Origin of the sequence: Staphylococcus sp. HMSC034G07, assembly GCF_001835975.1 — a bacterium.
GTDB classification, from domain to species: Bacteria; Bacillota; Bacilli; order Staphylococcales; family Staphylococcaceae; genus Staphylococcus; species Staphylococcus ureilyticus.
Window position 1 is genome coordinate 484,276 of the sequence record NZ_KV826609.1, and the last position, 20,489, is coordinate 504,764.

27 protein-coding genes and 1 riboswitch are annotated in these 20,489 nt (G+C 30.0%); of the genes, 3 read left to right on the top strand and 24 right to left on the bottom strand.

Annotated features, from left to right (window positions below; genetic code table 11):
• Nucleotides 1-2: 2 nt before the first annotated feature.
• The 6 genes from nusB to HMPREF2586_RS10350 form a co-directional block, all read right to left on the bottom strand.
• Nucleotides 3-389: a transcription antitermination factor NusB gene (nusB, locus tag HMPREF2586_RS10325; protein WP_046208188.1), complete on the bottom strand. Its 387-nt coding sequence runs from the start codon at nt 387-389 to the stop codon at nt 3-5.
• Between the two features lie 112 nt (nt 390-501).
• Nucleotides 502-864 (bottom strand): Asp23/Gls24 family envelope stress response protein, encoded by a 363-nt coding sequence (locus HMPREF2586_RS10330; RefSeq protein ID WP_070658616.1) that lies wholly within the window; start codon nt 862-864, stop codon nt 502-504.
• A 21-nt stretch (nt 865-885) separates the two neighbouring features.
• On the bottom strand, nt 886-2,235 hold the full coding sequence (gene accC / locus HMPREF2586_RS10335) for an acetyl-CoA carboxylase biotin carboxylase subunit (protein WP_046208186.1): 1,350 nt from the start codon (nt 2,233-2,235) through the stop codon (nt 886-888).
• The gene (gene accB, locus HMPREF2586_RS10340; RefSeq protein WP_070038266.1) at nt 2,235-2,708 is read right to left on the bottom strand and encodes an acetyl-CoA carboxylase biotin carboxyl carrier protein; all 474 of its coding nucleotides are present in this window, start codon (nt 2,706-2,708) and stop codon (nt 2,235-2,237) included. Before accB ends, accC begins: the two co-directional genes overlap by 1 nt.
• A gap of 255 nt (nt 2,709-2,963) precedes the next feature.
• On the bottom strand, nt 2,964-3,521 hold the full coding sequence (efp, locus tag HMPREF2586_RS10345) for an elongation factor P (protein ID WP_046208184.1): 558 nt from the start codon (nt 3,519-3,521) through the stop codon (nt 2,964-2,966).
• Between the two features lie 27 nt (nt 3,522-3,548).
• The gene (locus HMPREF2586_RS10350; protein WP_046208183.1) at nt 3,549-4,607 is read right to left on the bottom strand and encodes a M24 family metallopeptidase; all 1,059 of its coding nucleotides are present in this window, start codon (nt 4,605-4,607) and stop codon (nt 3,549-3,551) included.
• A 103-nt stretch (nt 4,608-4,710) separates the two neighbouring features.
• On the opposite strand from HMPREF2586_RS10350, the gene HMPREF2586_RS10355 reads away from it, so the two are divergent.
• Together HMPREF2586_RS10355 and HMPREF2586_RS10360 are read left to right on the top strand one after the other, a co-directional pair.
• Nucleotides 4,711-5,292, top strand: coding sequence for a hypothetical protein (locus HMPREF2586_RS10355; protein WP_046208182.1), 582 nt, complete (start codon nt 4,711-4,713; stop codon nt 5,290-5,292).
• Nucleotides 5,293-5,319: 27 nt separating this feature from the next.
• The gene (locus tag HMPREF2586_RS10360) at nt 5,320-5,535 is read left to right on the top strand and encodes an SA1362 family protein (RefSeq protein WP_046208181.1); all 216 of its coding nucleotides are present in this window, start codon (nt 5,320-5,322) and stop codon (nt 5,533-5,535) included.
• A 107-nt stretch (nt 5,536-5,642) separates the two neighbouring features.
• On the opposite strand, the gene HMPREF2586_RS10365 is transcribed toward HMPREF2586_RS10360, so the two are convergent.
• On the bottom strand, nt 5,643-6,473 hold the full coding sequence (locus tag HMPREF2586_RS10365; RefSeq protein ID WP_046208180.1) for a lipoate--protein ligase family protein: 831 nt from the start codon (nt 6,471-6,473) through the stop codon (nt 5,643-5,645).
• Between the two features lie 172 nt (nt 6,474-6,645).
• On the opposite strand from HMPREF2586_RS10365, the gene HMPREF2586_RS10370 reads away from it, so the two are divergent.
• Nucleotides 6,646-7,032 carry a rhodanese-like domain-containing protein gene (locus HMPREF2586_RS10370; RefSeq protein ID WP_046208179.1) on the top strand — a complete coding sequence of 129 codons (387 nt, stop codon included), beginning with the start codon at nt 6,646-6,648 and terminating at the stop codon, nt 7,030-7,032.
• Between the two features lie 352 nt (nt 7,033-7,384).
• Here HMPREF2586_RS10370 and gcvPB read toward each other — a convergent pair whose 3' ends face one another.
• From gcvPB to rpmG, 17 genes are all read right to left on the bottom strand, one after another.
• Nucleotides 7,385-8,860, bottom strand: coding sequence for an aminomethyl-transferring glycine dehydrogenase subunit GcvPB (gene gcvPB / locus HMPREF2586_RS10375; RefSeq protein WP_070658619.1), 1,476 nt, complete (start codon nt 8,858-8,860; stop codon nt 7,385-7,387).
• A complete protein-coding gene (gene gcvPA, locus HMPREF2586_RS10380; RefSeq protein WP_046208177.1) occupies nt 8,847-10,199 on the bottom strand; it encodes an aminomethyl-transferring glycine dehydrogenase subunit GcvPA in 1,353 nt (450 codons plus the stop codon). The genes gcvPB and gcvPA overlap by 14 nt, the downstream gene beginning before the upstream one ends.
• A 17-nt stretch (nt 10,200-10,216) precedes the next feature.
• Nucleotides 10,217-11,308, bottom strand: coding sequence for a glycine cleavage system aminomethyltransferase GcvT (gene gcvT / locus HMPREF2586_RS10385; RefSeq protein ID WP_064208915.1), 1,092 nt, complete (start codon nt 11,306-11,308; stop codon nt 10,217-10,219).
• Between the two features lie 73 nt (nt 11,309-11,381).
• Nucleotides 11,382-11,478, bottom strand: a riboswitch (glycine riboswitch).
• A complete protein-coding gene (locus HMPREF2586_RS10390; RefSeq protein WP_046208175.1) occupies nt 11,465-11,989 on the bottom strand; it encodes a shikimate kinase in 525 nt (174 codons plus the stop codon). Its footprint overlaps the riboswitch before it by 14 nt.
• A 164-nt stretch (nt 11,990-12,153) precedes the next feature.
• Nucleotides 12,154-12,597, bottom strand: coding sequence for a ComGF family competence protein (locus tag HMPREF2586_RS10400; protein WP_070658623.1), 444 nt, complete (start codon nt 12,595-12,597; stop codon nt 12,154-12,156).
• On the bottom strand, nt 12,575-12,868 hold the full coding sequence (locus HMPREF2586_RS10405; protein ID WP_064208912.1) for a hypothetical protein: 294 nt from the start codon (nt 12,866-12,868) through the stop codon (nt 12,575-12,577). The genes HMPREF2586_RS10400 and HMPREF2586_RS10405 overlap by 23 nt, the downstream gene beginning before the upstream one ends.
• Nucleotides 12,849-13,289 (bottom strand): competence type IV pilus minor pilin ComGD, encoded by a 441-nt coding sequence (gene comGD, locus HMPREF2586_RS10410; protein ID WP_083310409.1) that lies wholly within the window; start codon nt 13,287-13,289, stop codon nt 12,849-12,851. Before comGD ends, HMPREF2586_RS10405 begins: the two co-directional genes overlap by 20 nt.
• Complete coding sequence (gene comGC, locus HMPREF2586_RS10415) at nt 13,279-13,596, bottom strand: competence type IV pilus major pilin ComGC (RefSeq protein WP_046208171.1); 318 nt, start codon at nt 13,594-13,596, stop codon at nt 13,279-13,281. Before comGC ends, comGD begins: the two co-directional genes overlap by 11 nt.
• A gap of 19 nt (nt 13,597-13,615) precedes the next feature.
• A complete protein-coding gene (gene comGB / locus HMPREF2586_RS10420; protein WP_070658625.1) occupies nt 13,616-14,683 on the bottom strand; it encodes a competence type IV pilus assembly protein ComGB in 1,068 nt (355 codons plus the stop codon).
• On the bottom strand, nt 14,655-15,629 hold the full coding sequence (gene comGA / locus HMPREF2586_RS10425; RefSeq protein ID WP_064208910.1) for a competence type IV pilus ATPase ComGA: 975 nt from the start codon (nt 15,627-15,629) through the stop codon (nt 14,655-14,657). Before comGA ends, comGB begins: the two co-directional genes overlap by 29 nt.
• A gap of 59 nt (nt 15,630-15,688) precedes the next feature.
• Nucleotides 15,689-16,312 carry an MBL fold metallo-hydrolase gene (locus HMPREF2586_RS10430; protein WP_046208168.1) on the bottom strand — a complete coding sequence of 208 codons (624 nt, stop codon included), beginning with the start codon at nt 16,310-16,312 and terminating at the stop codon, nt 15,689-15,691.
• A gap of 2 nt (nt 16,313-16,314) precedes the next feature.
• Nucleotides 16,315-16,638: an MTH1187 family thiamine-binding protein gene (locus HMPREF2586_RS10435; RefSeq protein ID WP_064208909.1), complete on the bottom strand. Its 324-nt coding sequence runs from the start codon at nt 16,636-16,638 to the stop codon at nt 16,315-16,317.
• A complete protein-coding gene (locus HMPREF2586_RS10440; protein ID WP_070039362.1) occupies nt 16,638-17,624 on the bottom strand; it encodes a glucokinase in 987 nt (328 codons plus the stop codon). The genes HMPREF2586_RS10435 and HMPREF2586_RS10440 overlap by 1 nt, the downstream gene beginning before the upstream one ends.
• A gap of 306 nt (nt 17,625-17,930) precedes the next feature.
• Nucleotides 17,931-18,137, bottom strand: a complete 207-nt coding sequence (locus HMPREF2586_RS10445) for a YqgQ family protein (RefSeq protein ID WP_070658627.1) — start codon at nt 18,135-18,137, stop codon at nt 17,931-17,933.
• Nucleotides 18,121-19,572, bottom strand: coding sequence for a rhomboid family intramembrane serine protease (locus HMPREF2586_RS10450; RefSeq protein WP_064208906.1), 1,452 nt, complete (start codon nt 19,570-19,572; stop codon nt 18,121-18,123). The genes HMPREF2586_RS10445 and HMPREF2586_RS10450 overlap by 17 nt, the downstream gene beginning before the upstream one ends.
• Before the next feature lie 11 nt (nt 19,573-19,583).
• Entirely contained in the window at nt 19,584-20,126 is a 543-nt protein-coding gene (locus HMPREF2586_RS10455; RefSeq protein WP_070658629.1) for a 5-formyltetrahydrofolate cyclo-ligase, read from the bottom strand.
• A 133-nt stretch (nt 20,127-20,259) separates the two neighbouring features.
• Nucleotides 20,260-20,409 carry a 50S ribosomal protein L33 gene (rpmG, locus tag HMPREF2586_RS10460; protein WP_019469354.1) on the bottom strand — a complete coding sequence of 50 codons (150 nt, stop codon included), beginning with the start codon at nt 20,407-20,409 and terminating at the stop codon, nt 20,260-20,262.
• Nucleotides 20,410-20,489: the final 80 nt, after the last annotated feature.

Genomic DNA, 20,489 nt, shown 5'->3' on the forward strand with positions numbered 1-20,489 from the left:
TTTTACTCAATATTACTCAACACACCATTGATAAACTTATAATGTTCATCATCACTGAATTGTTTTGCTAATTCAACCGCTTCATTGATAATTACTTTTTGTGGCGTTTCGCTATTTAGTAATTCATAAGTTGACATTCTTAAAATAATTCGGTCAGATTTCAATAATCTATCTATTGTCCAATCTTTTAAATGTGGTGCAATTTTATTATCTAATACAGATTCATGATCTTTTACGCCTGTAACTAGCCAATTAATAAAATCAAACTCTAAATCAGGATTATCATCTTTAATAAAACTAATTGCTTCATCAATCGTTAAATCACTATTTTTCATTTCTAATTGAAATAGTGTTTGAAAGGCTTGTGTTCTTGATTCTTTTCGACTCATTATAAACTCCTTTTAGCATTGTACGCTTTATGACTAATATAAAATAGAATTTTGTTAATCTCTTGATTATAGAACTCAGTTTTATGACCGCATTAAAGTCAAAGTGCTATATTTAATTTGTAGATACGATATGTGTAATGTGAACATTAATTTGACTTGGTATGATCGTTGTCATCGTAGATATTGAATTGTATATGGCATTTTGTATTTTTCTTGCTGTTTCTGAGATATTAATATCATATGAAAATGAGCAATATACATCAATATGAATACCATCATCTTTAGTATCTACTTTAATACCACGTGCCAATTGTTTTTTTGTAACTTTCTCAACACTTAAGTCCTTTATTTCTTTAAAGTGACCTTCTAAGCCTTTTACTTCTGAGGTTGCTATACTTGCAATAACAGTCAAAACCTCAGGTGCAATTTCTATTTTTCCTAAATTGGAATGTGATGATTCTGTTACTTTGACCATTTCACAAACCTCCTATTTAGTTTATTCATCCATTATGTTATAAGTTTCTAAGAAATTAGTATTAAATTCACCACTTCTAAATATATCGTTATTTAGTAGGCGAATATGAAATGGAATTGTAGTGTCAATGCCTAATACTAAATATTCACCTAACGCTCTCAATCCTGTCATAATCGCTTCATCTCTTGATGGTTCATGAACAATTAATTTTGCTACCATAGAATCATAGTATGGAGGGATTGTATAATTAGTATAACATGCTGATTCAATTCTTACGCCAAAACCACCCGGTGCTAGATATTGTGTGATTTTACCTGGTGAAGGCATAAAGTTTTTATAAGGATTTTCAGCGTTAATTCTAAATTCAATTGCATGTCCTTTGATTTCAATATCTTTTTGTGTGAATGGTAACTTTTCACCCATCGCTACTTTAAGTTGTAGTTTTACTAAATCAATACCAGTTACCATTTCTGTAACTGGATGTTCTACCTGAATACGTGTATTCATTTCCATAAAATAAAATTCATGCGTGTTCAAATCATAAATAAATTCAATTGTTCCAGCGTTTTCATAATTTACAGCTTTTGCTGCTCTTACTGCTGCATTACCCATTTCTTGCCGTTTAGCATCGTTTAAGATTGGTGACGGTGCTTCTTCTACAAGTTTTTGCATACGTCTTTGTATGGTACAATCACGCTCACCTAGATGGATGACATTACCATAACTGTCTCCAATTACTTGTATTTCGATATGTCTAAAGTTTTCAATAAATTTTTCAAGATATAATCCATTGTTACCAAAAGCAGTTTCTGCTTCTTGTTGAGTCATTTTGAAGCCAGTTTCCAATTCTTTTTCATCACGTGCAACACGTATACCTTTGCCACCACCGCCTGCAGTAGCTTTGATAATGACTGGATATCCTATATCTTTTGCAATTTTCTTCGCTTCTTTAATATCTTTAACTAACCCTTCACTTCCAGGAACTACAGGAACCTCAGCGCGTTTCATTTCTTCTTTAGCGACATCTTTGATACCCATTTTTTGTATGGACTCATAACTTGGGCCAATAAATTTAAGTTGACATGCTTCACAAAGTTCAGCAAAATCACCGTTTTCTGCTAGAAAACCATATCCAGGGTGAACCCCATCACATCCTGTTGAAGTCGCGATAGATAAAATATTAGGGATATTTAGGTAAGAATCTTTAGATTGAGTGGGACCGACACAATATGCTTCATCAGCAATTTGAGTATGTAATGCGTCTTTGTCTCCTTCAGAATATATTGCCACAGTTTGTAAACCTAAATCGTGACAGGCTCGAATAATTCTTACAGCAATTTCCCCTCTATTTGCAATTAAAATTTTATTCATTATTTCACCTTAAATAACGGTTGGCCATACTCTACCATTTGACCGTCTTCTACTAGTATTTCAGTAATTTCCCCTGTGACTTCTGCTTGTATTTCATTAAATAGTTTCATAGCTTCCAAAATACATACTGTTGATTCGTTTGAAACAGAATCTCCTATTTGAACATATGGACTTTCCTCTGGTGAAGGTGATTTATAAAATGTGCCAACCATTGGTGCATTGATTGTTTTTAAATTGTCATTTTCTTGGGAAGAACTTGTATCATCAGAACTTTGTGTATCAAGTTGATTTGAAACAGCTGATTGTTGTGGTGCAATCTGTTGCATCGGTTGTTGTGAAACTTGAGGTGTGATAATCTCAGTTTCTTTTTCTTTTTTTAAGTTAACTATATTCCCTTTATCTTCTATATTTATTTCAGTCAAGCTAGATTGATCAAGAATTTCAATTAATTCTTTAATTTCTTTAAAATTCATAAATACTGACTCCTTCAGATTGTTTTCATTTACCTAGTTTATTTTACTTTAGTGAAATGTTCAATTCAAGCATATACATATTTTCTATTATAACTCATTAACTTTTATAGTTAATCAATAATTAACTATAGTTTTGTGTCAAAATAATTTTCCGTCCTTACGCAAATAATAAAAGCCCTTCCATTTAAAGTAAGTGGAAAGGCTTCTAAAATAATTTGCAAATGCTGTCATCAAGTGGTGAGTGTCACTGATGAATTAAGCTCTTGACACGTAACTTCCATCGCTTGTGTTAATTACTAAAGTATCTCCTTCATTAACAAATAATGGTACATTTAGTGTATAACCTGTTTCAACAGTCGCAGATTTTGTTGCACCAGTAGCAGTATCACCTTTAATACCTGGTTCTGTTTCTGTTACTGTAAGCTCAACGTTTTTTGGCAATTCAATACCTAAAGTTTCATTTTCATAACTTTGAATTTGAACTTCCATATTTGCTTTTAAGAAATTTAATTCATGTTCTAAGTAATCAGCAGGTAATTCAATTTGATCAAATGTTTGGTTATCCATGAAAACGTGTGTATCACCATCGGCGTATAAATATTGCATGCGACGATTTTCAATCATAGCAGTTTCAACTTTTTCTCCGCCTCTAAATGTCTTCTCTTGGATCGCACCTGTTCTTAAGTTACGTAATTTTGAACGTACAAATGCAGCACCTTTTCCTGGTTTTACGTGTTGGAAATCTAAAACTTTCCAAATACCATTATCTACAGAAATTGTTAAACCTGTTTTAAAATCATTAACCGAAATCATTCAGTTTCCTCCTTAATATAAGGTCTTCTATAAAATAATAAGGTCTTTAGACGATTTAGTAAAGCGTTCGCAACCATTTTCGGTAATTAATATATCATCTTCAATACGTACGCCACCAATTCCATCTAAATATATACCGGGTTCAATTGTAACACAATTATTTAATTCTAATGGAGATTCAGATTTTTTAGATAAATTTGGACCTTCATGTACGTCTAATCCTATACCATGCCCTAATGAATGGCCAAAAGCCTCACCGTATCCTTTTTCGGTAATATAATCTCTTGCTACTGCATCAAGTTCTCTACCAGTCATTCCTTGTTTAGCTGCTTCAATTCCTTTTAAATTTGCTTGTAATACAATGTTATATATTTCTTTTAATTGAGCATCTGGTTCGCCAATAGCAAAAGTACGGGTAATATCTGAGGCATATCCATTGTAATAAGCTCCATAATCCAAGGTAATTAATTCTCCTTGATTGATGACTTTATCACTTGCTACACCATGTGGAAGTGCTCCTCTCACTCCAGAAGCAACAATAGTATTAAAAGATGGTCCTTCTGAACCTAATTCGAGCATTTTACTTTCTAATTTTGCTTTTAACTCAAGTTCTGTCATTCCAGCTTTAGCAACTGTTAAAATATACTCATAAGCATCATCAACAATTTGAGCAGCTTTTTGAATATTTGCTATTTCTTGTTCATCCTTGACTTCTCTTATTCTCTCAATTAAACCAGAAATACTTATTAAACTGATATATGATTTACTTAATTGTAAATAAGTATCATAGCTTACTAAATTACCTTCAAAGCCAACATTTTGCACATTTAAGTCTTCTAGTGTGGATTTTATAGATTCTATCAGTTGTCCCTGTTGCTTAATCACTTTAAAACCAGCAGCTTGATCAGTTGCTTGCTCTATGTATCTAAAATCAGTAAGCAATAGTTTTTCGCTATTTGTAATAATCAATGCACCACTGGTTCCAGTAAATCCAGATAAGTATCTTCTATTATAATCAGATAAAACGATAATTGCTTCCAAATGTTTTGTCTTTAGAGCAGATTTTAACTTTTCAATTCTATTCATCAGTAATCACCCTATTCAATAAATTTGTACATTTCCAATATATACATTAAAATGATAGCATAATTAGTGTACAAATTTATAGTTTTTGAATTAGGAGAGAGTTATGAAGAAAAAATTATTCGCTATTTTATGCGCTTCGTGTTTACTCGCCGGATGTGGAAGCCAAAATTTAGGCCCATTAGAAGAGAAAACAACAAAATTACGTGACGAAAATCATAAATTAAAAAGTGATATACAAGACTTAAAACTTGAAATAAAAGAAGAAAAAACAAATATTACTGCATTAGAAAAAGATAAAAATAATATCAAGAATGCGAAAAGTAATAAAAAGAAATTAAATCATATTAAGGCGTCTTCTGAATATTATCAAGATGTCGCAAAAGCAATTGGTGATTATAATGATATTGAAGACGAAGTCTCAAAAAATAAGCAGAGCGAAAAAGTTCAAAATAAATTAACCGATATTACTAATAAAATTGATAGTGCATTTACTACATATAAAAGTAAAATTGATAAAGATAAAATGAATGACGAAGATAAGAAGAAACATAAAAATATTACTAAATTAAACAAGTCATTAGATTCTGCCATGAGTGATATAAGGGATGGTTATAACGAGAAAGATAAGAAAAAACTTAATAAAGGGCAAACTACTTTATCAAAAGTGAGCATAAGCAATGAGTAATGTGACATATAAATAGGAGTGTGTATTTTGAAACAAGCAATATTTTATATCGTAATCGCAATTGCATTAGTTGGTTTAATACTTAACTTAGATGCGTTCTTATTTAGTTTTGTAAGAATGGCTATCAGTTTAGCAATTTTTGCAGGTATCATTTATTTAATTTATTATTTTTTCTTTTTAACAGAAGATCAAAGAAAGTATAAACGTGCCCAAAGAAAATATAGAAAAAGGCATAAAAAATAATAAAAATTAGGTTCTGAATATTTAACATTATTGAATAAATTAAAACATTTACCCAACAATTAAATTCAAAAATTGTTGGGTAAATGCTTTTTTTATAGCGAATTTAATTATTTTCTATAAGTCCATTCTGATGATTGGTACTTATTAATTAATGCGTCAACTTCTGCGTTTTGCTGAGCAGTCAATTCTAAAGGTTTTAAATTGATATTTAATCCTTTTTTGAATCCACTTTCGAATGCTTGTTCCATTTCATCTAAAGTGATGTAGCGATCAGATATATCATTAATTGCTACTGCTTTATCGACAAACGCTTGCTTCATTTTCTCTTTCAAACGGTCATTTTTAAATATAAACATATCAAATAAATCATCAATATCTATATCTTGTAACAATGAACCATGCTGCAGAATCACACCCTTTTGTCGCATTTGGGCACTTCCTGCAATTTTGCGTCCTTCTACGACTAATTCATACCAACTGGAAGCATCAAAACAAACCGCACTTCTTGGTTGTTTTAATTTAGACCGTTCTTCTTTAGTTCGTGGGATAGCAAATGAAGCATTAAAACCTAATGTTTTGAATCCTTCAAGTAACCCTTCAGAAATGACCCTATATGCTTCTGTAACTGTTTTGGGCATATTTGGATGTGATTCCGGTACAATAACACTATAAGTTAATTCTTTGTCATGCAAGACACCTCTGCCGCCTGTTTGTCTTCTAACAAGGCCGTAACCTTTGTCTTTCACCTTGTCTATATCAATTTCTTTCGTTAATCTTTGAAAGTAACCAACTGAAAGTGTAGCTGGATCCCATGTATAAAATCTTATTACTGGATCAATTTCACCTCTGGATACAAAATTTAATAACGCTTCATCCATTGCCATATTATAAAATGGATCATTACTACCTGTATTGATAAAATGCCATGTTTCAGTCACAATCAAAACTCCATTCATTAAAATTAAATTGTGATAACATCTAATTTGTGTTATCGTTTTCAATAATTGTACAAAAATGTCAGTTTACGTAATTATCATGATAAAAATATTTTGATAATTTGTGCTAACAGTCTTATAATATATAATATCGGTTAATTAGGGAGGATGCAAGATGAGTAATTTTTGGTTTATAGCTTTAGCAATTTTAATAATAATCATCGCATATATGTTGTTCAATAGATATTTGAACAAAAAAGCGGTAACAGAATTAAACCAAAATGAATTCCATAATGGTTTGCGAAAAGCTCAAGTGATTGATGTAAGAGAAAAAGTAGATTATGATTATGGTCATATTAATGGTGCCCGTAACATCCCAATCACAATGTTTAAGCAAAGATATCAAGGCTTGAGAACAGATCAACCTATCTATCTTTGTGATGCGAATGGTATTGCCAGTTATCGTGCCGCTAGAATCTTAAAAAAGAATGGTTATAAAGATATATTCATGCTTAAAGGCGGATATAAAAAATGGACTGGTAAAATCAAATCAAAAAAATAAATGAATATGTTAACATTTTAAAATTGGGCTGTTAGTTAAATAACTAGTAGCTCAATTTTTTATATAATTAAAAAATTTAAATTTATAATTTGCTAAATATTATAAATAACCTGTTTTGAATCAATTTAAATATATGGTGAAAGGCTATGATTTTATTATATTTCCAAGTAACTTCACACAATTAACTTCATTAGATTTATAGAGAACAAAGGGCCAATCCATTTTAATACGGATTAGCCCTTTGTTCTCTATATGAGGTTTATATCAAGTTAATAATTTTTAATTGAATTGAATGCTTCATACATAATTTGATTATCAATTCAAAAAATCCTTTAATATGTCATTTTAAAAATTATTTTTCTGATCTTAAATGATCAAATTTTAATACTGGTTGACGAGCAGCTTTTGTTTCGTCTAATCGATCAATAATCGTTGTATGAGGTGCTTCTAAAACTTTATCGGGATTTTCTTTTGCTTCATTCGCAATTTCGATCATTGTGTCACAGAAATAATCTAATGTTTCTTTAGATTCTGTTTCAGTAGGTTCAATCATCATACCCTCTTCTACATTTAATGGGAAATAGATAGTAGGTGGGTGTACACCAAAGTCAAGTAAACGTTTAGCCATATCTAGTGTTCGTACACCATATTCTTTTTGTTTTGAGCCACTTAAAACAAATTCATGTTTACAATATTGTTCATAAGGAATTTCAAAATGTTCTTTTAATCTTGCTTTAATATAGTTTGCATTTAGTACTGCTGCTTCTGAAACTTCTTCAAGTCCTTTATTACCCATAGTTCTAATATATGTGTATGCTCTTAAATAAATACCGAAGTTACCATAAAATGGTTTGACACGTCCGATTGAATGCTCGATATTATTATCGTATTTATACACATCATTTTCTTTAATTACCATTGGTTTTGGTAAGAAACTTGCAAGTTCTTTTTTAACACCAACTGGTCCTGAACCAGGTCCGCCACCACCATGCGGTCCAGTAAATGTCTTGTGTAAATTTAAATGAACAGCATCAAAGCCCATGTCTCCAGGTCTAACTTTGTCCATGATTGCATTTAAGTTGGCACCATCATAATACAATAATCCACCAGCTTCGTGTACAATATTGCGAATATCCATGATGTTTTGTTCAAAAATACCTAGTGTATTTGGATTCGTAAGCATAATTGCAGCTGTGTTTTCGTTGACAAGGCGTTTTAAATCTTCTATATCAACTTCTCCACGTTCATTTGACTTCACTGTAACAGCTTTAAATCCAGCAAATGCCGCTGAAGCAGGGTTTGTACCATGTGCAGAATCAGGAACGATGACTTCGTTACGATGTCCTTCACCATTTTTTTCATGATAAGCTTTAAAAATCATCAGTGCTGTCCATTCTCCATGTGCACCAGCTGCTGGTTGTAAAGTGACTTCATCCATACCAGTTATCTCTTTGAGTTCTTCTTGTAAGCTATGAATAATTTCTAGCGAACCTTGTACTTGAGATTCATCTTGTAGTGGATGTGATTCAGCAAAACCAGGTATTCTAGCTATTTTTTCATTTACTTTTGGATTATATTTCATGGTACATGAACCTAATGGATAAAATCCTGAATCAACACCAAAGTTTTTATTTGATAATTCTGTATAATGACGCACTAAATCTAGTTCTGCCACTTCGGGAAATTCAGCTTTGTTTTTTCTAATAAATTTGTCATCTAATAGCTTGTTAACTGCTCCATTATCAATTTCTTTTTTAGGTAAAGAATACGCGTAACGACCTTCTTTAGAACGTTCAAAAATTAATGGACTAGATTTACTTACTGCCATTTATTTCACCTGCTTTCTTAACAAATGTATCAATTTCATCTTTAGTTCGTAATTCTGTAACTGCAATTAACATATGATTGTCGAAGTTTTCTCCTATTTCACTTAAATCAAATCCGCCTATTATGTCTTCTTGAATTAAAGCATCGTTTACATCTTTAACTGGTTTATCGAATTTTACTACAAATTCATTAAATGATGTGCCATTGCTAACTTCAAATCCTTGTTGCTTAAATTGTTCTTTAGCATAGTTTGCATTCTCAAAATTTTGAACTGCAATGTCGTAAATACCTTGTTTTCCTAAAGCAGACATACAAATTGATGAAGCCAATGCATTTAATGCTTGGTTTGAACATATATTTGATGTTGCTTTATCACGTCTAATATGTTGTTCACGTGCTTGAAGTGTCAACACAAAACCACGGTTTCCATCTTGGTCTTCGGTTTGTCCAACAAGTCTACCAGGTGTTTTTCTCATGAGTTTTTTAGTAGTAGCAAAGAAGCCACAATGTGGACCGCCAAACTGTGTTGGAATACCAAATGGTTGCGTATCTCCAACTACAATATCTGCACCAAAACTACCTGGTGGTGTCAATAACCCTAGTGCGATTGGGTTTGTATAAACAATAAATAATGCTTTTTTATCTTCGATATATGACTGTATTTTCTCTAAATCTTCAATTGAACCATAAAAGTTTGGATATTGGACTGCAACTGCAGCAGTATCATCATCAATAGCATTTTCAAGTTTTTCTAAATCTGTAATTGTACCATCTAAATCAACTTCAACAACTTCAAATTCTTCACGTGTTTTTACATATGTGTGTAAGACTTGTAATGCTTGATAATGCATGCCTTTTGAAACGACAATTTTATTTTTACGCGTTTGATTAAATGCTAAAATGCAAGCTTCTGCAAAACTTGTCATACCATCGTACATAGATGAGTTTGCAATATCCATATCTGTTAATTCACAAATTAAAGTTTGAAATTCAAAGATAGCTTGTAATTCACCTTGTGAAATTTCAGGTTGATAAGGTGTATATGCAGTATAAAATTCAGAACGCGAAATCATTGCATCTACTACTGCTGGGGCATAATGATCATAAACGCCTGCTCCTAAAAACGAAGTATGTGTTTCTTTAGTAATGTTTTTACTAGCAATTTTATTAAGTCTTTTTGTTAATGTGGTTTCAGATTCAGCATCGGGAATAGCTAACTCTCTATTTAATAAAATATCTTTTGGAACATCTCCAAATAATTCGCTGATTGATTCAGCACCAATTGTCTCTAGCATTTCATTTTTATCTTGATCTGTTAATGGAATATAACGATGACTCACGGTAACACCCCTTTAAATTATTTACTGATTTGATTTTTCTTCACAATTTTTGCTTTTGCTTGTCTTTTTCTAATTTGAATAATAATCTCTTTGCCCATTTCAAATGCATCTCTATCAATTATAGCTAAACCAATTGATTTACCAGTTAATGGAGATTGTGTGCCTGAAGTAACTTCTCCAATTTCATTTCCATCGATATCATAAACAGTGTAACCCGTTCTTGGAATTCCTTTATCAATCATTTCTATGCCAACTGTTCTTCTTTTAGAACCGTTTTCTTTTTGATCTTTCAACACTTTTTTACCTATAAAATCGGCATCAATTAATGGTTTAGCAGCAAATGCAATTCCACCTTCATATGGTGTAATTGATTCACTTAAGTCTTGTCCATGAAGTGGTAAACCAGCTTCTAATCTTAATGTATCTCTTGCACCAAGACCACAAGGTTCTACGTCAAATTCTAATATTGAATCCCATAAAAATGGTGTATCATCTGATTTACAATAAATTTCAAATCCATCTTCACCTGTGTAACCAGATTGGGATAATATTACGTTTTTACCAAAGAATTCAACATCTTGTAAGAATTCAAAAGGAGACATTTCTGATATATTCTGTTTTACATGCTTTTGAACAAAATCACGTGCATTTGGACCTTGTATAGCTAATTGACCATAATCTGTTGATACATTTAAGACTTCAGCATCAAAATTTTCAGATTGTTTTTTCATCCATTCAAAGTCTTTATCTGTGTTTCCAGCATTTACGACTAATAAATATGCTTTTTCACTGAGTTTATAGGTGATTAAATCATCGATGATACCGCCTTGCTCGTTACACAATGCTGTATATTGCGCCTTTGTTGTGTCTAAATTGTCAGTGTCATTTGAAAGCAAGTATTGTACTAATTGATCTGCTTCAGAACCTTTTATTAAAATTTCACCCATGTGACTTACATCAAATAAGCCCATATTAGTTCTTACAGCATTATGTTCTTCTTTAATACTTGAAAATTGAACTGGCATAGCCCAACCACCAAATTCAACAATTTTTGCACCGAGATCCACAAAGTTTTGATAAAGTGGTGTGCGTTTTAATTCATTTACCATTGCTAAACCCCCTATTAATATATTAAAAAAGACAGAGTAGACTAAGCCTACCCTGTCAATAAATCCAGGAATGCGTCTCAGTATTATCCTTTTGCCTGAGAGTTTCGTTAAACTTGCACCTTCGGCGATGGTTATATAAATGATTAACCATTCTCTCTAATACTGGTCATTCGCTTTCATCGTTTCCAATATTTTTTTATATGTAACTGGAAGCGACTTATTACTATTCACTTTGATGAATGCGATTTCATTATATCTTGAAACTCTAGTTGAATACAAGCTTTTTAATTTAAAAAACGGTTTATTATTCGCATTGGGTCTATTACTATCATTTTTAATTCTATCGTATAGAATTTCTATGTCGCAATCTAACCATATAACATGTTTTTGTTCTTTTAATAAGTTAAATGCATCATTGCCTTCGATGATACCCCCGCCTGTAGCAATGACGTCAAATTGGTTCGCACATTTTTTTAAATACTTAAACTCTAAATTGCGAAATCCTTTTTCACCTAATTGTTCAAAAATTTCTGGTATTGTTTTTCCTTCTTGTTGCACTATAAATTCATCTAAATCTACAAAACTTAATTGATTGTTTTGTGCAATATATTTTCCTAATGTTGTTTTTCCTGTCCCCATAAAACCTATTAAAATAAGTGGTGTGTTAATTTTATTTTTCAAAAATATCTTCCTTTTGTAATTGTAATTTAATTTGTTTATCATAATATGATTCAATGTTATCAAGCGTTTTTAGTTGAAGATTAAATCGAGAAGTATATATTGCTATTAGTGATAAATATAGCATATAAATAACCATCACAAAAGGGTATATATACCCTTTCATATTAGAATCGAACTGCCTTTTCAAAGGAACCCCCTGTATAATACATTTTCAATTTTAATTTTAAATGCTTATTTTTTAGTAATATAAATTGCGCATTTTTTACATTGTTTAATAAGGTAATGTTTCCTGTGTTATTTACAGTTTTAATAATCTTATTATTTTTAAACTCGTACCTTATAATATTTTTCCTTATGCTAATTTTTAAAATACGGCCGCTTTTATCAATTTCAAGTGCTTTTGAATTGTTTTGTAACATTGCTTCAGTTATGTCTCTTGAAAAAAATTCTATATCAATTGATGATTCTAAATTAGATTGATTCTTTGTTGGAACGATTGATGTATATAATAGAGGTAGCATAGTAAATATTAATATAGTTATAAATAATGTAAATAATACTTCGATGTAAGTAAAGCTGGAATATTTACTTGTGAAAACATTTTTCATTATTATTATCCTTTGTTTTTATGCATAAATTAGAATTAGTTAATTTTATTTTATAACCGTCAATATTTACGCCGTTTATTAAACGCTCACTATCATTATATTTCAAAGCTAATAATATGATTCTTTTCATACTTATGTTTTCAATTTTATCATTAAAAGTATGATTTAATTGTAAAAGCATAGGCAAAAATACACTACACATTATAAGCATGCAAGTAAAAGCGATATAAGCATCCATAAGTATACTACCGTTAATGTTTAATTTTTTCATATCTTAATCTTCCTTTTTCAATATGAAATATTAGTTTGAAAATTTCATTATCAACTGAAAGTAAGACACTACCAAATTTATTTATATTACCTTTATTGTTAAATGTTAAATATTTTATATTACTTTTAGGATGTACAAATGTATTTGGTGGAAATAGTATATCTTTGTTTTCAATTGACTGTTCTCTAACTATAATTTTATTTGAATAGTCGTTAAATATAAGTGTTATAGACTTATCATCTTTTATTGCTTTAGATTTTAAATAATTGAGTTGAGTGATTAAATTATTCATAAAATTATTGTTCGCATTATTTTTTTTATCATTAATAGGTATATGATTGACTTGAACAATTAATAAGATACTAATAATAACCATAACCATTAACATCTCGATATATGTAAATGCTTTACTAGTTTGCAATTACTTCACCATTGTTAATTGTGATAGTAGCACCTGATTTACAATTTTTTTGGTTTTCTTTAATATAGCCATCCGCAATCAATTCATCTATAGATTGTGGTTTTTTATTATGTTTTAAAGTATATGCTTCAACTTGACTTTCAATCATTTTTATTTGGGCATCACAACCTGTACTTTGAATATGTGAAGATTGTTTTGCAATATTGGGTATAATCAATATCAGTAATAAACTGATAATTAAAAGTACGAGGAGCATCTCAATTAAAGTAAAAGCACGTTTATTAAAAAATTGTTTTATTTTATTCATTAAAAGCCTCCAAATCTTATTATTTGATCGTTTGCATTAGATCAAACATAGGTAACATAATCACTAAATATAGCGCAATGATTAAGATGCCTAGCATTAAAAATATAGCTGGTTGTATAAAATTAATTAATCGTTGCAGATAACGTTCAATTTTTGTAAATATAATTTCACTATATAATTTTAATTCTATGTCTAGCTTTCCTATCTTTTCGCCTTCCTCAATAAAGTTAATCAAGCCTTCTTCAAAACAGGAAATCTTTTTTAATATTTCACTTAACTTATAGCCATTTTGTGTACCTGTTGCCAATTTTCTAGCAAGATAAATTAAATATGAGTCATTTTTTTGTTTAGAATAAATATCAACGATTGATTGTAAGTTCACACCATTCTTATAAAACAATGCAAATTCAGTAGAAAGTCTATAAGTTTTATAAAATTTGAAAAAAGTACGTAAAATTGGGATTTTTAATATAATTTTGTACTTTAATTTAATGGGTAGTTTTTTTGTAGATATATAAAATAAGTAAGAAAAAATTAAGCAGATAAATAAAATAATAAGAAGTGATCTAGGTAAATATATTAATAAAGATGATAAAATTAATTGTGTTTTTGAAATTTCAACATCAAAGCTATTGTAGAGAGATTGAAATTCAGGTATAATAGTATGATTTAAAATGATTAACATACCTATAAAAATTGTAATTAAGAGCAAAGGGTATTGAAGTGTTTTTAGTAGTTGTAGCTTTGCTTTGTTATTTCGAATTAAATAGTCTTGGGCATGTGGTAATGTTGATGTGAGTTCACTGAATAACTCTGAAAAATATATTAGCATGATAATAATTTTGGGATATTTTAGTAACAATAATATTTCGTAACATTGTGCGCCTTGATCTAGACGAGTATTAATCTGAGTCACTATTTTTGGTGCTTTTATTGTTAAGTGTTGTAGTAAAAATTTAAATGATGCTGATAATGTGAATCCATGCTGAAGTAAATCATGTAATCTTTGAAGTAATTCAATTTGGTTTTTTTCACTGATAATCATAAATCGTGGTAAACTAAAGATATCTATTAAGTGTTTCTTCACAAATTTCCCCTTCTTTTGCCATTTCATGCAATTTATACGACAAATTTTTGAATGTGTTTGGAAGTGTAAGTTGATTTTCAAAATAAAATGCTATATCTTCTCGAGTTAATTGTTCATAAATTAAAGAACGTTCATCTTTTGAGGTGTTTACTAATCTCTGATTGATAATACTTAATACCGTCTGTCGTAGTTCTTGAATACTTATACCCATTTCTAATAATCTACTCAATGCGCCCTTACAATTATTTGAATGTATCGTTGAAAGTACTAAGTGACCACTTAAACTTGCATGAATAACTTGTTTAGCAATCATAGCATCCCTGATTTCACCAATAAGTATAATATCTGGATCACATCTTAAAATCGCCTTGAATGAATTAGCATAATTAATCCCTGCTTTTTCATTAATAGAAACTTGTGTTATACCTTCAACCAAACGTTCTACAGGGTCTTCTACAGTAATTATATTAACATTTAATTTTTCCTTTGCGTGCACTATCAGTTGATACATTAACGTACTTTTGCCAGACCCAGTAGGTCCACTAAACAGTATTAAACCTTGTTTTTTATGGACTAGTTTAAATAATTGATTTATACTAAGTGCTTTTGCTGAACTTTGAAAATATTGAGGTATAATTCTCACTACGCAACTTTCAAATCCAAGAGATAAAGGTAAAGTTGAAACTCTTAAATAGTATAATTGTTTAAGTTTGTAAGCGTATCTTCCACTTTGTGCGGTGCTGTGTGTTGATACATCTAAACCTGCTTGATATTTCATATATGTGAGCAACTTCCTATAAATATTGACTTCTATCGTTTCTATAGTGTTTAAATATTCTTTTTTTCTAAATTTAATGTATACCTTTTTGTGGTTTGGAATAAAGTGTACATCTGATACATTTTCCTTAATCGCTTTATCAATGATATTTTTAAAGAGTAACTTCAAAAAAACACCTCCTACAATAATACACGTAGGAGGTGTTAATATTACTTTATGAAATAAAACTAACCATGCAAATATGGATTAAGTTGTTCGTCTTCTATCGTTGTATATGGCCCATGTCCTGGGAATAATGGTAAGTCATCCTCTAATTTGAACAATTTATCTAATATAGAGTCAACCAAAGTTTCATAATCGCCTTTATATAAGTCAGTTCTTCCTATACCTTGATAAAACAAAGTATCTCCAACTACAGCAAAATCATCAAATATAAAAGATAAACTACCAGGGGAATGTCCAGGTGTATGAAGTACTTTAAATTTAAAGCCCTCAATTTCCATAGAGCCTTCATCAATTTTTTGTGGTGATACATGACTAATGACAGGTGTTAATCCATATTGTTTAAACTTTTGTGAACCATTTTTTTCTGTATTAGTTAAAAAATCGAACTCACTAGGATGCATATAAACAGGCACATTAAATTTATCAACGATTTGATCTAAAGCCCCGATATGGTCAAAATGTGCATGTGTTAATAATACTGCAATGACAGGTTTATTAATTTGATTTAATTTTTTTATAATTAATTCATAATCAGCCGCTGGATCTACTAAAATCACATTCTTATCATTTTCAATAAAATAAGTATTCGTTTTAACTAAGCCCAATGCTAAACTAGATATTTGCATTGTTAGTGACCTCCACTATCTAAATGATTTTCAACAGATTTTAGTTTGTCATTCATTTTTCGAGATTTGTCTCTTCGATCGTCAATTCTTATATTAGTACAAACTCTATCAATACCTTTATCAAATGGTAATTCATGGATTGCTTGAACGACTTCAAATAAATCTTTTAAATCTCCCTCAATCAAAGTATTCATTGGTGTCAATTGATAATCAATTTTACCTTGTGCTTTAAATTCTTTTAATTTTGTTTGTATCTCAGCAATATACTTACTAACACTTGGTCCTTCCGTACCCACAGGTATAACTACTACATCTACTATAGCCATTATTTCACACCTTCCTTTTCAATTATATAAGTATAAATTAAACCAGCAGCACCAGTAATGCCCGCATCATTGCCTAGTTTAGCTTGAACGATTTCTGTACCTTGTTGTGCTGGTGTAAAAGTTAGATTATGGTACTCTGTTTTTATATTTTCTATTAATATTAAACCAGCAGTTGACATTCCTCCGCCTAAAACAATATATTTAGGATTACTTGTTACGCTGATAATACTGCACAAATATGCAATATAATTAGCCACGCGTTCGGTAATAAAGATACAGAATTGATCTCCAGCTTTTGCCGCATCAAATACTGCTTTCGCGGTAACTTCATTATCTTTTATTAATTGAAGTATCGAAGATTTAAACGTTAATTTAGGGTAATAAAAATTCACTAAATTGACAACGCCAGTCGCAGAAGCAACAGTTTCAATACAACCTGATTTTCCGCAATTACATTTAAAGCGTTGGTCATGGTCAACTCTAAAATGACCAATTTCAGCACCAGAGCCATTATGACCATGTACAATTTCTCCATTAGAAATAATACCGCCTCCAAGGCCAGTGCCTAATGTAATTGCAACCACATCGTCTGCGCCATGTCCTGCCCCTTTATGCTTTTCACCTAATGCTGCAACATTGGCATCATTATCAACATAAACTGGACAGTCTACAAATTGTTGGAAAATTTCTCTGACATTAACTGTTTCTTTCCAATATAAGTTAACGGCACCATTCACTTCACCTGTTTCAAAATTCACTGGTCCTGGTATACCTATACCAACACCTAAAACATCTGAAAAAACAAATTCTGAATTATCAACATGTTCAACGAAAGATTCATAAACATTTTTCAAAAGTGCATAACCTGTAACATCTGACGTATCAGTTTTTATAGACCATTTTTCAATTCGTTCTAATTGTTCGTCGAATATACCTAGCTTACAAGTTGTACCACCAATATCTGCTGCTAAGATAATTTTTTTCATGTATTTTATTCATCCTTCTCTTATTTTTAAGGAATGCTAAATTGAATCCTTGTTTCGTCAATAGACGATTTTAACGATTAACGTGTCAACATAGTAGTCTTTTTCCTTAAAATATATTTTTCTCTGTATAAAACATATATATCTATATTAATATTTTTCATTTCATAAATGCAATGATAATGAATATAAAGATACATTATATCAGCACTTGCATGATTGCTGTTATTTAGTTTCAATATTTTATCACTTTATTTTGGTAGATATCTATAATGTCAGTAACTACATTTTCATAAAACTTTCGTAAAATCAGTGTTCATTTTTTCTTTGACTAATCACTAATTTGGACTTAATATAATCATCTTTAGAAATTAAATTATAGGAATATAGTGAATGAAGCTCTTGTTCCATCATTTCATAAACATCATTTTTATCCTTAAAATATATAATAAAACCAAATTTTTTTAAAAGTTGTTGAACATCATAAAAAGTATTAATCTTATGAATCACTGTCATCGCTCAATTCTTTATTTAAATTTATATAATCATTATTTGTTGGATCTAATTTCAAAGCGGACTTAATGTATTTTCTTGCTTTATCTTTGTTATCAATGGATCTATTTGCAACCGCTAGTTGGTAATTTAATAATGCAGAATCTGGGAAGTTTCTTAAACCTCTTTCCCATGTTGCCATACCCTCTGATTTTGAATCAGTTGTCGCATTAATTAGTCCTTTTAGGTAGTATGTTTCATCATCAGCATAACTTTTATTCACCGTATGTTGTACCATATCTTCAGCACTTTTATAATTGCCATTTTTCATTTCTTTTTCAATGATTGTATTATAAATATTATCTTCTTGAATCGTAAAAATCCTAATTTGTGCTGCAATAAATAAAATAATCATTACAATTAGAAAAAACCAGAATTTATTTTGATTAATTCTAAAATAATATCCTATAAGTGTTATCAATAAACCACCAATAAATCCACCAACATGTGCTACAATATTTACATTTTGCATTAGTAATGAAACGCCAATTAGGACGAAAAGAACAATTAGCAATTGACCAATCAACTTTTGGTTAAATTGTTTACCAATATACATAAAAGCAAAAATGGCACCTATCAGACCAAATATAGCACCGCTTGCGCCAACGGAGACGGTGTCTGTATTAAAAGATAATGAAGCAAAATTACCAAACAAACCAGAAACAAAATAAATAATTAAAAATCTCCAATGCCCAACGATAGATTCTACTATTTTTCCAAAAATAAATAAACTTAACATATTCATTAATATATGTTCAAAGTTATAATGTAAAAATATGGATGTAATGAGTCTGTACCATTCACCGTGGACGACATTAAAATGTACAAGACCCCCAACATCTAAAAGTTTTAAATCAGAAAATCGATTTAACAATAATACCATCGAAAGCCAGATAATAATATTAATTATTATTAATAAATATGTAACTGGGGCAAATTTTAGCATATGTTTTTCAATAGGATTATTATTTAATGCTCTTTGTTTATAAAAACCTTTTGTATGGTTCGCATCGCGATTAAACACAAACTTCACAAAAAAGTTGGGCATTATTTGATCTATATGCTCTTTTTGACGTAAAATTTTTACTTTGAATTTAACTGATTTTAGCTCATCTAAATTTTCATTTGTAAATGTTTTATCGGTATATATATATAAATTATAATTATGGGGTTTAAAACCTAAAAATGTAATTATATCTTCTTCATGGTCTTGGATTCTACTTTTATCAAATCTTACTTCTTGTGTAGAATTAGCACCAAATTTAAATATTGCAACGGATTGCTTTCTTTTATTTGCAAGCCAAACTTCAGTATCATCTTGATTACGATGCACAACTTGATAATTTAAATATTTTATCCAAGTATAAATTGACTTCCAAAAATGCTTTTCTGTAATCATTTTTCCCTCCATTAATTTGTAGTCGCTATAATTAGTTTTTGCACTGGTTGATCATGTGCTTCTATTTCAAAATCATTTATTTGAAAGTCATAAATTAAACTTATTGTTGGCTGCAGATGTTGTGATAAAAATTTATCAAAATAGCCGCCACCATAGCCGATTCTATAACCTTTATTATTAAATACTACACCAGGCACGATTAATAGGTCTAAATCATTTGTTATTTCTGTGTCACTTGTAACATAATTAATTCCTTTATCGTCAGGTGCAATATTTGATAAATTATCTAACTCCTTAAATGACATTGTTTTATTTTTATAATTAGTTTCTGGTACAAATACTTTTTTATCATCATTTAATGTTTTCGAAATGATGGGATAAGTATCTACTTCATGTTGCATTGAGAGGACAACTCCAATACGATATGCCGATTTATATTCAGATGTATTCATTAATTGTTGTGTTAAGTATTGATCAGCAGATAATTTTTGATCTTGATCCGAAAATTGTTTCATTTTATTTATGGTTTCTTTTCTTAACTTATGTTTACTCATATATGACACCTTCCCATTTTATATCCTCTTTTATTATAACGATAATAATATATTATGTCATCAAACTGTCATTTCAATATTTTTAATAAAAAAATAACCAGATTCTAAAATTAGAATCTGGTTAAAAATTTAATTATTTTGTTTCACGGTGCAATGTATGTTTGTTATCACGAGCACAGTGTTTTTTCATTTCGATACGTTCAGGATTAGTACGTTTATTTTTTGTTGTGATGTAGTTTCTTTCCCCACATTCTGTGCAAGCTAGTGTTACGTTTACGCGCATGCTAATTCCTCCTTACCTTTTCAAAATACGACTTATTTATCATACCATTTAGTTATAAAATTGAAAAGTATTATTTTTCA